The sequence below is a fragment of the Magnetococcus marinus MC-1 genome (genome assembly GCF_000014865.1).
Taxonomy (GTDB): domain Bacteria; phylum Pseudomonadota; class Magnetococcia; order Magnetococcales; family Magnetococcaceae; genus Magnetococcus; species Magnetococcus marinus.
This window is the reverse complement of sequence record NC_008576.1, coordinates 1768585-1781598: the sequence shown is the minus strand read 5'-3', so window position 1 is coordinate 1781598 and position 13014 is coordinate 1768585. Positions and strand designations below refer to the sequence as shown.

Annotated in this window: 8 protein-coding genes; 4 read left to right on the top strand and 4 right to left on the bottom strand. The window is 54.0% G+C overall.

The window, feature by feature from the left end:
• Window positions 1-72 precede the first annotated feature (72 nt).
• Both MMC1_RS07455 and MMC1_RS07450 read left to right on the top strand, forming a co-directional pair.
• Window positions 73-2394 (top strand): Tex family protein, encoded by a 2322-nt coding sequence (locus tag MMC1_RS07455; RefSeq protein ID WP_011713122.1) that lies wholly within the window; start codon window positions 73-75, stop codon window positions 2392-2394.
• Between the two features lie 9 nt (window positions 2395-2403).
• On the top strand, window positions 2404-2610 hold the full coding sequence (locus MMC1_RS07450; RefSeq protein ID WP_011713121.1) for a YheU family protein: 207 nt from the start codon (window positions 2404-2406) through the stop codon (window positions 2608-2610).
• 119 nt (window positions 2611-2729) lie between these two features.
• Here the strand turns inward: MMC1_RS07450 and MMC1_RS07445 are convergent, their stop codons facing one another.
• Entirely contained in the window at window positions 2730-3179 is a 450-nt protein-coding gene (locus tag MMC1_RS07445; protein WP_011713120.1) for a helix-turn-helix domain-containing protein, read from the bottom strand.
• Window positions 3180-3998: 819 nt separating this feature from the next.
• Between MMC1_RS07445 and MMC1_RS07440 the strand changes: the two genes are divergently transcribed.
• Both MMC1_RS07440 and MMC1_RS07435 read left to right on the top strand, forming a co-directional pair.
• On the top strand, window positions 3999-4208 hold the full coding sequence (locus tag MMC1_RS07440) for an HP1242/YdcH family protein (protein WP_011713119.1): 210 nt from the start codon (window positions 3999-4001) through the stop codon (window positions 4206-4208).
• Window positions 4209-4437: 229 nt separating this feature from the next.
• The gene (locus MMC1_RS07435; protein ID WP_011713118.1) at window positions 4438-9309 is read left to right on the top strand and encodes an NAD-glutamate dehydrogenase; all 4872 of its coding nucleotides are present in this window, start codon (window positions 4438-4440) and stop codon (window positions 9307-9309) included.
• 201 nt (window positions 9310-9510) lie between these two features.
• Here MMC1_RS07435 and MMC1_RS07430 read toward each other — a convergent pair whose 3' ends face one another.
• The 3 genes from MMC1_RS07430 to lpdA form a co-directional block, all read right to left on the bottom strand.
• Window positions 9511-10362 carry a response regulator gene (locus MMC1_RS07430; protein ID WP_011713117.1) on the bottom strand — a complete coding sequence of 284 codons (852 nt, stop codon included), beginning with the start codon at window positions 10360-10362 and terminating at the stop codon, window positions 9511-9513.
• Window positions 10363-10600: 238 nt separating this feature from the next.
• A complete protein-coding gene (locus tag MMC1_RS07425) occupies window positions 10601-11194 on the bottom strand; it encodes a class I SAM-dependent methyltransferase (protein WP_011713116.1) in 594 nt (197 codons plus the stop codon).
• A gap of 181 nt (window positions 11195-11375) precedes the next feature.
• Window positions 11376-12770, bottom strand: a complete 1395-nt coding sequence (gene lpdA / locus MMC1_RS07420) for a dihydrolipoyl dehydrogenase (protein WP_011713115.1) — start codon at window positions 12768-12770, stop codon at window positions 11376-11378.
• Window positions 12771-13014 lie beyond the last annotated feature (244 nt).

The window sequence follows — 13014 nt, the reverse complement described above, 5'->3', positions numbered from 1 at the left end:
CGACCCATAGCCCATGCCGTGGGAATGGTCTATCATAGCGCATCGCCCCTTTTGCTCCCGTTTAGGATGACCATGAAAAGCATTGCTCAACGTATTGCCTTAAGCCTCGATGTTCGTGAAAATCAGGTTGTAGCGGCCATCAACCTACTGGATGAGGGGGCCACGGTGCCCTTTATTGCCCGCTACCGCAAAGAGGTAACGGGTGGCTTGAGTGATATCCACTTGCGGGATCTGTTGGGCCTGCTCACCCAGCTCCGAGAGCTTGAAGCCCGCCGCGAGGTGGTCTTAAAGTCGATCCAGGAGCAGGAGAAGCTTACCCCGCAGTTGGAGCGCGCCATTCAAGAGGCCGAGAGCAAAACCGTGCTGGAAGATCTCTATCTACCCTATCGCCCCAAGCGCCGCACCAAAGCACAGATTGCCCGTGAAGCAGGCTTAGCACCGCTGGCCGAAACACTGTTCAAGCAGCCCGAGCACCACCCTGCCCGGTTGGCGGCCAACTACCTTAACCCTGAACAGGGCATTACCGATGTAGAGGCTGCTCTGGAGGGTGCCCAACAAATTTTGATTGAGCAATTCACCGAAGAGGCCTCCCTGGTTGGACAAGCCCGCGAAAGTCTATGGGAGAGTGGGCTGCTGCACGCCAAAGTGGTAAAGGGCAAGGAGCTAGAGGGGGAGAAATTTGCGGACTATTTTGAGTTTGAACAACCGGTTAACCGGCTTCCTTCGCACCGCATTTTGGCCCTGCTACGGGGCAAAGAGGCGGGCATATTACGCCTAAGTCTAAGCCATCGTCAGGATGCCCAGGCGCAAAAGGGGGCCATGCCCTTTGGTGCTTTATTGATCTGCCGCCATTTTAAGCTGGAAAATCATAACCGTCCGGCGGACCTTTGGCGGCAGAGCTGTGGGGTGGAAGCGTGGAAAAAACGCCTGAAACCCAGCCTGGATAGCGACCTGCTGAAACGCCTGACGGAGCTGGCTCAGGCAGAGGCGGTACGGGTTTTTGCGGCCAATCTCAAGGATTTGCTGCTCTCGGCACCGGCGGGTATGGTGCCGGTTATGGGGTTGGATCCGGGTCTGCGCACCGGGGTTAAAGTGGCGGTGGTGGATGCCACTGGTCAGGTACAGACCACCGCCACGATCTACCCCCACCAACCCCGCAATGACTGGGAGGGGTCTATTAAGGCCCTTAGCCTGCTCATTAAAAAGTACAAAGTGCCACTGATTGCCATTGGTAATGGCACCGCCTCCCGCGAGACCGACCGACTGGTGGCGGAGTTAAACCGACGCCACCCCGATTTAAAAGTCACGGCGGTGGTGGTGAGCGAAGCGGGGGCCTCGGTCTATTCGGCCTCGGCCTATGCCTCCCAGGAGCTCCCGGAGATGGATGTCTCCTTACGTGGTGCGGTCTCGATTGCGCGGCGCTTGCAAGATCCCTTGGCGGAGTTGGTTAAGATTGATCCCAAATCCATTGGCGTGGGACAATATCAGCATGATGTGGATCCCAAACAGTTGGATCAAGCCCTGGATGGAGTGGTGGAAGATGCGGTGAACAGTGTGGGGGTGGATGTCAATACCGCCTCGATCCCCTTGCTCCAGCGGGTTTCGGGGCTCAACAGCACGCTGGCCCAAAACATTGTGGCCTTTCGTGATAAAAACGGCCCTTTTGCCAACCGTAAAGGACTTAACAAGGTGCCCCGTTTTGGGGCCAAAACCTTTGAGCTGGCCGCAGGCTTTTTACGCATCCAAAATGGCGACACCCCCTTGGATGGCTCGGCGGTACACCCCGAGGCCTACCCTTTGGTGGAGCGCATTGTACGGCAGACCCGCACCACCCTGCCCCAGCTCATGGGCCATCCAGAGGTGCTCAAGCAGTTAACCCCCAAGGATTTTGTGGATACTCAATTTGGGGAACCCACCATTCGGGATATTCTCAAAGAGTTGGAAAAGCCGGGGCGCGACCCCCGCCCTAGTTTTAAAACCGCCACCTTCCAAGAGGGGGTGGAGGATATTAAGGATCTTCAACCGGGCATGGTGCTGGAAGGGGTGGTGAGTAACGTCACCAATTTTGGGGCCTTTGTGGATATTGGTGTGCATCAGGATGGTTTGGTGCATATCTCGGCCATGTCCAACCAATTTGTCAAAGATCCCCACCAAGTGACCCGCGCCGGGGCGGTGGTGCAGGTCAAGGTGATGGAGATTGACCTTAATCGACGGCGCATCGCCCTAAGCATGCGGTTAGAGGATCAACCCGGCGCGGAGGCCAGCCAAGCCACGGCCCAGAGCGCCACCCCACACAAGGGCGGCGCTCCCACTAAACGCCCCACTGCCCCACCGCAGGCGCCCCCCGATAACGCCATGGCAGCCGCTTTTGCCAAGTTAAAACAAGGAGGCTAACGCCACGCTATGGAGATCCCCTATCAACAGCTTAGCCCGGAGGCGCTTCAGGGCATTATTGAAGCCTATGTCACCCTAGAGGGTACCGAATATGGGGAGCAAGAGGTTGAACTGACCCACAAGGTCGCCCAGGTTATGCAGCAGTTGCGGCGCGGTGAGGTGGTCATACGCTACGACAGCGAACAACAAAGCTGTGGCTTATTTGCTCAAGAGTAACAGCTGCAAGGGGGGGCATCTCTTTTGGCACGCTTGACGGTCTGGCAGGTTATGCGACTAGCCAATTGGAGCCTGCCTCGTCGCGCCAAGCGTCTGAATGAGGGGGATTAGCCCCGCGTTCAAAGCCGCTCATGGTGAGACGGCTCTGCTGTTGGCGTAGCTGGCTCACCCGCTTGGCCGCGCATTTCATCAATAATGGCTTGCACTTGTTCGCGGCTAAGGCAACGATAGCGAATCAACTTACCCCTTTGTTTGACCAGCGGTTCAATCCATTTAATGCGGCGTAAGGCGGTGGTTTCGTTCACCCCAAGCCAGTTGCCGATCAAATAGTAGGTCACTCTGGCCCGATAGTAGAGCATGAGCGCCAACAGATGGTTCTCCAGATCGGGCAGCGCATGGGGCCGACCGGTGACCTTTTTATTTTTCATGCTGCGGTTCCACGCAGGGCGCAGCGCTTCAACCTCCTTCTGCATCACCTCCACCGAGCAACCCAGTAGCGTTTCAAATAATAGAGGATGCTCCATAAGTCTTTGGTAACTGAAATCTTTGCTCGAACGCACCGACGACATATACCCTCTCCATTAATCCCCATTGAACAGCGAGCTGTTTTCCCAGCCTGAGTTAAGCCGTGTGGCTGGCCAAGGCTTGACCGGTCGGGAGACACCAACCTTGTTTATTGGGCCACCAGAACAACGCCCATATCTTTGCCCAGTCGACCCGTATCATTCTATAATTTTCATAAGCTTGATGCAATGTATCAGCTTATCCTAATTTTAGGATAAAAGGTTTACAACATCCCCATAGCGATGTTTTTACTGCCCATTCCAACCAAGTGTCACACGCTCATGAATACCCTCTTATTGACTTCTCCGAATAATCGTCATAACCCTCTATTCTGTCGGGCCTCATGGCACAGATTCCCCCCAAGCATGCCTTTTATACCCACCTACCCACCGTAATTATTCTCCATCTATGGGGAAAATCTCTTGATGGGCTCACGCCGCCCCGGTATCATCTATAAGTGTCATTATGGACAGCAAGATAACAAGACCCCACCGCCATCCCACCGCCCTATACGGTCGCGGGGGTAAAGTCGCGAGGGGCGCTTTTTGCGTGGCATCGCCCACGGCACAGGCCCAGATAGGACCATCCGACCTACTGGTTTTTCATCAGCCTACGCATTGTTGCTATGGGGGTCACCTGTCTACCCAAACACAACACGGGCTTGCATGCATGGCGGGTTATTTGTTAAATCAAACCCTATGCATAGGGTTTTGGGGTGCCGCACCATACGTTTGTGCATCGCACTGCTAAACATACGCATTTTTTCGTTTCGACCCCCTCGGCACCGGGTGGGTCGCTAACACTCTGCCAACCGGGAGGTTCCCATGTTTGAAGATCAGTTGCAGGCGGTAAACGAGTTGATCACCACCAACAGCGAGTTTAAAGTCTTGCACGACAGACATTATGAACTGGACGAAAAAGTCTCGGAGCTGAGCACAGGCCCCATTGATGATTTCACCTTGGAAAAGATGAAAAAAGAGAAGTTGCTGATTAAAGACCAAATGGCCGCGATTTTAGCCAACCACACCAAATAGTGGCGAAGATAAAAAAAGGGGAGCGCAGAGCGCTCCCCTTTTTTTATCTTCTCAAACCCGCCCCGCTATGATAGAGCTCAATTGTCTATCCAAACACAAATTTATTCCATTGGCCTATTGGCAGGCTCTATCACATGAAGGGATGACACCCTCGCTTGCGTGTATAGAACCCCTATAGCCCAGGAAATATCGTACCAATCCACCTTGTAGGTGACGGAGGCGCAACCCGATGTCTGAAGGCAAATCTTCCGGTTTTAATCCCGAATCCTGGGTCGAGGCCTCCGTGCTGCCGCTGCTGGCCAAAGAGGATCACCCTTTAGCCAAAACCTTTTTGGTCCAGGTACTCAACGAGCTACTGGTCAGCCATGCGCTCAACCGGGCCGCTTGGTGCGATGTGACCGCCATGGCCCATCTATTTGGGCTGTTTCAAGCCCATCTATTGGCCAAATCCGACGCTGTTAAGCTGCACGTCAGCCACCAGCAGCACGATACCTGTAGCATTGAGGAGGTCACCTGCATCCAAGAGGGCACGCGCATCTATATTCACCTGCACGACACCCCCTTTATGTTGGATACGGTCCGCAACTACCTCAAACAGAGCAAGCTGACCATCTATGCCCAAGCCCATACCACGGTACATGTTAAACGTAGCCGCACCGGTGAACCCGTGGCCCTGGCCCAGACCGATACCAAAGGCTACCTGCGGGAGATGGTCATTCTCATCCTCAGCGAGACGGTGGATGACAAACACCTGGAGCAGATTCGTGACGAACTTCAGGCGGTTTTAACCTCGGTCAAACGCTCGGTGGATGATTTTGCAGCCATGCAGCAACAGGTGCTTGCCCAAGCGCTGCTGCTAGATGGCGAAAAACTCACCGAAGAGGCCAGTTTTTTCCGCTGGATGGCCGATGAAAACTTTGTCTTTATGGGCACCCGTTCCATCATCGCCAGCGGTGAGCAGCTGGTTGTGGATCAAGCGGTGCCTTCGTTTGGGGTCCTGCGCGGCCACGACTCCACCGCGCTATTGGATCGCATCATGCCCGGCATGCGTCAGGAGATTGAAAAGATTTTAAATCTGTTGGTCAAACGGCATGGACAGGATCCCCACCCCAAACTGGCCATTGAGTATTGTGAACATGGCCGCTCCATCATCTACGCCGCTGAAGGGGTGGATTTTGTGGTGCTGCTGCGCCCTGCAAACCCGAACCAAGCCACGCTTGTATTAACCTTAATCTTGGGGCGTTTCTCCCGTACCGGTTTGGCAAGCCGTGCTTCTAATGTGCCTATTTTATCCCGACGCCTTGAGAAAACCCTTCAACTGTCTGGCTTTACCGAAGGCAGCTATCTCCACCATGAATTCCGCAGCCTGTATGACCGCATGCCCTTACGGGAGCTGCTCTACTCCAACAGTCCGGTCATTACCGAGCAGATCAAAGAGATTTTGCTAATGGAGGGGGATAATGATGTGCGCGTATTGGCCCGCTTGGGCCACTATGGCAACTATGTCGCGGTACTCACCACCCTGGCCCGCAGCCGTTACCACCCACGGCTACAAACACAGATTGCCGAGCTCTACTCCAAGCAGCTAGATTTTCCCATCTCTTCGATCAACAGCACCGATAATGGTACGGTCCATACCGTGGTCTGTTACGCCAACCATGAGCCAGACAAACCCTTTGGCTTTAACCGCACCGCCATAGAGGCCCAGGTGCGCCGCCTTGTCATGACCTGGGAGGACCATCTGCGGGAGGAGCTCTTAACCAAATATGCCCCACGCCTCGCTTTTCAGCTCTGTACCCGCTACAGCTCGACCTTTAACATTCTCTACAAGGAAGCCACCCCCGCCGATCAGGCAGTGCTGGATATTGAAATGTTGGAAAAATTGGTGGAGGGGAGCTCCTTTACCAGCCGCATTGCCCACTATCCCAAGGGTCAAGTCTATATCAAGCTCTATGCCCACAAACCGGCCATGCTCACCAAGATTGTACAAACTTTTGACAATTTTGGCATTAGCTGTCTGCATGAGTTCTCTACCGAGGTCATGCTGGAAGCCAACAAACCATTGACCATCCAACGATTTGAGGTGGGGGGTAGCAGCGCCCAGATTAGTGCCTTGCTTAACCGGGCAGAGCTCTTTTGTGAGGCACTGAATGCGGTGCAAGAAGATGCCATTCTTGATGATAAACTCAACAAGTTGGTACTTATCCAGGGCTTTCACCCCAAAGAAGTGATGTTGATGGAGGCCCTGCGCCAATATTTATTGCAGATCCGCCCGGAGCTCTCCACCAAAAAGCTCAACCGGGTACTGCTGGAGCATCACCCCCTGACCAAGCGCATTCTTAACCTCTTTATCGCCCGTTTTGATCCCGTTGGGGAGCGTGGCCGTAAAAAGCGTATCAAAGAGATTTTAGATGGCCTTGAAGAGGGCTTGCAAGGGGTTGCCAACCTACAGGATGACCAGGTTATCCGCGCCTTGACCAATGTTGTGACCAGCGCCCTACGTACCAATTTTTATCAGCAACGGGGCTGCCATGGCATCAGCTTTAAGGTGGATTGCAGCGCCATCGATCAAATGCCCTCACCCCGCCCCTGGCGCGAGATTTTTGTGCTCAGCCCGCATATGGAGGGGGTCCATCTACGGGGCGGACGGGTTGCTCGGGGTGGACTGCGATTCTCGGATCGGTTAGAGGATTTCCGTACCGAGATTTTGGGTTTGATGAAGACTCAGATGGTCAAAAACAGCATCATTGTGCCCATCGGTGCCAAGGGCGGTTTTATTGTGCCCCGCATTGCCGATATCCCCGCCAACCAGCGTAAGGAGTGGGTAGAAAACCAGTACAAAACCTTGATCCGGGGTTTGCTGGATATTACCGACAACCGTGTCGAGGGTGAGCTGGTCTACCCGGAGCAGGTGGTGCGTTATGATGAGGCCGACCCCTATCTGGTGGTCGCCGCCGATAAAGGTACCGCTACTTTTTCGGATATTGCCAACGGTGTGGCCGAGCAGGAGTATCATTTTTGGTTGGGGGATGCCTTTGCCTCTGGTGGTTCTTATGGGTATGACCATAAGAAAGTGGGCATCACAGCCCGTGGCGCATGGACCTGCATTCGTCAACACTTTGCTGAATTGGGTCACGATATCGACAGCCAACCCTTTACCGTGGTGGGCATCGGCGATATGAGCGGAGATGTGTTTGGCAATGGCCTGCTGGCCAGCCGCCAGATCAAGATGGTCGGGGCCTTTAACCACCTGCACATCTTTCTGGATCCCGATCCTGACCCGGCCAGCAGTTTTGAGGAGCGGCAACGGCTGTTTAACCTGGGGCGCTCCGGTTGGAACGACTACAATGGGGCGCTCATCTCCACAGGTGGGGGGATTTTTAACCGCTCGGCCAAGGCCATTCCCCTCAATGATACCCTGCGTAACCTGCTGGACACCAAATCCGAGACCCTCTCCGGGGAACAGGTGATCCAAAAACTGCTGCTCGCCAAAGTTGATCTTATCTACAATGGCGGCATTGGTACCTATGTTAAATCCCGCTATGAGACCCACCTTGATGTCTCGGACAAAGCCAACGATTCGGTACGGGTAGATGCCCACCAGATGCGTTGCCGCATCATCGGCGAGGGGGGCAACCTGGGCGTTACCCAAAAGGGTCGTTTAGAGTTTGCCATGAATAAGGGGCGCATCAACACCGATGCGGTGGATAACTCCGGTGGTGTTGACCTGAGTGACCATGAAGTTAACCTGAAAATTTTGTTTGCCCACCTAGAGCAGATTGGTGAACTGCCCTCCCGTCAGGCGCGTAATGAGCTGTTGGCCCACTTGACCGAGCAGGTGGCTGAGAAGGTGCTTGAAGACAACCATTTGCAGCATATGGCCATGAGCCGCGATGAGCTGCTGAGCGGGCAAAGCCCCGAGATCTATCTTGAAGGGCTGGATATTTTGGAGGAGGTCGCCGGGCTGGACGCCGACGAAGAGGATGTGCCCCAACGCGAGCAGCTGGTGGAGTATTTGGAGAACCACCCCATGCCACGCCCTTTATTGGCCATTATGCTGGGTTATACCAAGCTTTTTGCCTATCGTGAGCTGCTCAAAAGTGATGTGGTGGATCTGTTTTTCTTTGAGCGCTATCTGGTGGACTATTTCCCGGATCTGGTGGCTAGGGATTATGCCCAAGAGCTCACCAAGCACTTTTTGAAGCGGGAGGTGATCGCTACCAGCGTCACCAATCGGGTGGTGAACCAAACCGGGGTGGGGCCGCTGCTCGCCACCTATAACAAGGTGCGTCGCAGTCGGTTGGATGTGCCGCCTCTGCCTATTTTGTTCAAAGCCTATGTGATTGCTGAAAACATGGTGGATGCACCTGCCTTTCGTGCCCAAGTACACGGGTTGGGCGGCAGATTATCGGCATCGGTTAAGTACCAGGTTTTAGCCGATATGGAGGGGGTGTTGCTGCATCTGGCCGCATGGATGTTAACCCACCTGTCCAGCGACCGTATTACGGTGGATGTCATCAACCTGTATGGCAAAGTGATTGGGGCTTTTCAGGGACGCTTGTGGGACTCCCTACCCGAACTGCTCGCAGGGGAGCAGGTCAATGAATTGATCAAACGCCGCAAACAGTTGGTCAAGATGGGGCTGCCCGAGTCTTTGGCGACAGACACGGTTCTGCTCCCCTACATGAAGGATGCCATGACCATTTTGCACATCAAAGAGGCCCTGCATGTGCCCTTTGAACCGGTTGGGCACCTCTACATCCGGGTGGATGATTTCTTTGGCATTTCATGGATTGAAGAAAATCTTCAGCAGATTCGCCACCGGGATATTTGGGGCCGCATGAACCTGGAGAATGTGCGCAAAGAACTGTGGGAAACCCGTACCCGCTTGGTCAAAAAGATTATCTCTTTTAAACGCCAAAATGAGTCGGTTGGGGATGCCTTTCAGAGTTATATCAATGAGGTAAGCGGGGCAAATAAAGAGTATATGGCGCTCTTTAGCGAGTTAAAGGCCCAGAGCAAGCACGATCTACTCCCCCTTTCGGTGTTGGTGCGCAAACTGCGGGAGATGCTGCTCCACGAACAGGAAGAGGAGTATTAAACCCAACTCTTGAGAGGCCCAAACCAACGCGGGCACCCATATGCCCTCGTTGGTTGTGCCTCGCCATTTGGCGACGCCTCCCTTTCAAGGGGTCATCCCCGCGCCTTGGGCAGCCAAGCCGCCCAGTAAGGGCTCATTCATGCCCAAACAGCACGAAAACAACAGCCCTTGACCACCCCACGGGCTCAGGGGTAGACCACATTACCCTTGTTGGGCCTGCTGTGCCAGATAGGCGTTATAGCGGTTAAGGGCATCCATCCCCATCTCCTTAAAGGAGGCAGTCGCCGCCCCACGGCTGAGCAAGGCATACACCGTATTAATAAAATGGGGATAGTGTTGCACAGGCAACCGCTCATGATAGCTGCGATCATGCAGGATCCGTATGGGGTTAACCACAGTGGTTTCAGGGCGCACATTATATTCGGGAGAGAGAATCAAGGTATGGATTTTACCCAGATATTTGGCATAACTAAGCTGAAAGTAGGTTTGATCCACACTACCATAAAGCCCATATTTTAGTTCCCGAAACCCCTGTTCCCAATCCTCCATGATTGGTACGGCCCCCCGGCTATAGACGATCATGCCGGTATTCATCTCCATAACGGGGGCCACCGCCGATACATTGACGAAGTGCAAAACCTGGTGGGCAATGGCCAGATCGACTTTATCCAAGACACCGAACAGCGAATCCAGACAAGGATCCACCACATAGGTATCGGTGTCCATAAAGAGGGTTCGATCAAATGGCGAACGGTTTACCCCACGAATTTTAAATAGATAGCCAGAGATATTATAGACACAAGCGGGATCTTTGCCATAACAGGTACTCTCTAGCGACTCGTAGGGCATATGGATCACATCATCAAACATCGCGGCCAGCGGAAAATCCCGAAAACCGGGTTGTTGGTGGTCTGTAATAAAAACAATGGGCAACTCAGGGTAGAGCATGCGGATACGCTGCGCGGCAAACAGCACCTCCCCCATATAATGTTTACCATAGGCACAGAACAACACACCCCTGGTCTGGTTTGCCAAATTTGTTTGTGATGTCATGCCGTTAGGCTCCTGAAATTTAGGGTATACCATTCACGAAACCATGGCTGCGCTTGATCGTTGCTCATACGCGCGAAAAGTGTTCAAGCCTTGGCGTTTGGTTAAACAACGCCTGTCGCCTCTTTGCCCATCGCCTTGTTAGAACCGCCATGGGCACGGCTCGTACTGGCTAAGCCTTGTTCGGCCTCGCAGACGCTTTATTCTCTTCATGAGCCACGCGCCTTGGCGCAAGCAAGTCTCACCGATCTTCTTTGACCACCTGCCAAAGAATTTCCATCTCTTTAATAACGTTCACATACTGTTCTGAGGCCTGCTGCACCTGCTGGGCGCTCAAGACCCCTGAACGCAGCTTTGCATCCCACTCTGGGCTGTAATAGTTAACCACACGAATGATTTCAAAATCCACATCCAGGATATGCGCCAAGGGGGTGTTACCATACCCTTGTGCCTGCCACGCATTAATCTGTTTTTTAGAAAACAGTGCCAGCCCTTCGGGCAAAATGGGACGCACATGGGTTGGATCCCCTAAATAGTCTTTATGCCAGGGGTGGGGAACCCGAATCACAATTTGAGCTTGGTGACGGCAGACCCGATAGAGCTCACGGATAATATTAAAAAACAGCTCGGAATCTCTCCCCAAATGTTCCAACACGTGGGATAGAGTGACCGCTGTAACGCTGTTATCCGGCCAGGGCCAGGGTGTTTTTTCCAGATCATGGCGCACATCGGGTGAACCATGTAAATCCACGTTAATGTAACCGGCCAACTTGCGTTCACCACAGCCCAAATTTAATTGAATCGGTTGTTCAAGCACACCCTTTTCCTCCATCATGGTGGCGCCCTGCCCACCCTTTAAAGACCGAACCCTAACGCCCTGCTTAAACACCGTTTACCAAGGTTACGCGCACCCACGCTAGAGCGACAAAATGGGCCGACCTTTGAACAGCAAAAACCCGCTTGCAGGATCGTCCTTTCACCCAAACCATGCTTAGGCGGCATGCCCATAACACCGCTTAGATGTGAATGGGCTTTTGGGTCGCCACCAGCCACGCTTCATGCAGGGCTTCACCAAATGAGGGGTGGGGCATGACCAACCGCTCCAGCAACTGGCCACGATCCTGAGTGAGCATGGCGGCCATGGCGAGCTGTAGGTGTTCCGCACCCGCGCCGCCCACCACATGTGCCCCAAGTAACTGACCGGTTGTTTGATCCATCACCAATTTAATCAAGCCTTCGGTCTGCTCTTGGGCACGGGCGCGGCCACTGGCCATAAAAGGAAATTGACCACATTTGACCGCATACCCGGCAACCTTGGCCTGCTGTTCCGTCAAGCCCACCATGGCCAACTCAGGATCGGTGTAGACCACCGAGGGTATGGGTCCCATAGGCGATAGAGGCCGACCCGCCAAATAATCGGCCACCCTTAATCCTTCGGCGGTGGCGCGGTGGGCCAGTTGCGGTCCGGCAATCAGGTCCCCCACCGCATAGAGCCCCGCCAGTGAGGTGGCATAATGCGCATCGACCCACAGCCGTCCTTGCTCGTCCTGTTGTAACTCCAAATTTTGAATGCCTGCCACACAAAGTTGGGCCTGCCGCCCCACTGCCACCAACACCTGATCACCGTCCAGCATCAGGGTCTCCCCCTTACTGTTAAGGCAGGTCACCGCAGCGCGGCTACCACTGCGTACCACGGTCTCAACCCGATGATCGGTTAAAAAGGTGATCCCCTGTTGGCGCAAACTGCGCTTGGCGGTACGGGCCACGGTGGCATCCCAACCGGGCAAAATTTCTGGCTGGGCCTCGATCACCGATACCTGGGCGCCTAAGCGCACCCAGATCGAGGCCAACTCCAACCCCACCGCCCCGGAACCAATCACAATAAGATGTTCGGGCACCCGGGTCAAAGCGATGGCTTGTTCCGAGGTGATCACCACCTGACCATCCACCGGCATGCTGGCAGGGCGGCGCGGCTGACCCCCGGTCGCTAAGAGAATGGCTTTCGCCTGTAGGGTTTCACCACTGGCGGCGAGGGTAATCTGCCCAGGGCCGCTCACGATGGCCTCGTCATGCAACAAGGTGACACCATATTTTTTAAACAGCCCCAAAATACCGCTGCGCAACTGGCTGACGACCCGCTCTTTACGGCCCTGCATGCGGGCTAGGTTAACCTGCATGGTGGTTATCTCAATACCGTGCAGATCCGCTTGGTCACGTATTTGGGTGTAGAGATGGGTCGAAGCCAACAGCGCTTTGGTGGGGATGCAACCGGCATTAAGACAGGTACCACCGGGATGGGGGCTTTTTTCTATACACAATACCGATAAGCCTAGCTGGGCTGCTCGAATGGCCGCAGGATACCCCCCCGGACCGGCACCAATGACAATGAGATCCCAGATTGTTGCCATCATCTCTTCCACTCCCACCCTTGACGGGTCGCAACGACCCTCTGCACATACCTCTTTTAGGCCCCATTCATCGGTTCTCTACATTGACCACTTCGCGCCAATAATGCAATATAGTAGAGATCTGTTGGTTAGGGTTCAACAAGCGCCAGCGAAAAAGCCTTATCTATTTTTTGAACAATTCCGATGAACCACAGTAGAACAACCCAATTTTTCGAAAATGTCCGTTGCAATTTCTGCCATTGCATCG

Excerpts from the sequence above, each read along its gene's own strand:
- MMC1_RS07455 (WP_011713122.1), top strand. The coding sequence starts at position 73 with ATGAAAAGCATTGCTCAACGTATTGCCTTAAGCCTCGATGTTCGTGAA.
- MMC1_RS07450 (WP_011713121.1), top strand. The coding sequence starts at position 2,404 with ATGGAGATCCCCTATCAACAGCTTAGCCCGGAGGCGCTTCAGGGCATT.
- MMC1_RS07445 (WP_011713120.1), bottom strand. The coding sequence starts at position 3,179 with ATGTCGTCGGTGCGTTCGAGCAAAGATTTCAGTTACCAAAGACTTATG.
- MMC1_RS07440 (WP_011713119.1), top strand. The coding sequence starts at position 3,999 with ATGTTTGAAGATCAGTTGCAGGCGGTAAACGAGTTGATCACCACCAAC.
- MMC1_RS07435 (WP_011713118.1), top strand. The coding sequence starts at position 4,438 with ATGTCTGAAGGCAAATCTTCCGGTTTTAATCCCGAATCCTGGGTCGAG.
- MMC1_RS07430 (WP_011713117.1), bottom strand. The coding sequence starts at position 10,362 with ATGACATCACAAACAAATTTGGCAAACCAGACCAGGGGTGTGTTGTTC.
- MMC1_RS07425 (WP_011713116.1), bottom strand. The coding sequence starts at position 11,194 with ATGATGGAGGAAAAGGGTGTGCTTGAACAACCGATTCAATTAAATTTG.
- lpdA (WP_011713115.1), bottom strand. The coding sequence starts at position 12,770 with ATGATGGCAACAATCTGGGATCTCATTGTCATTGGTGCCGGTCCGGGG.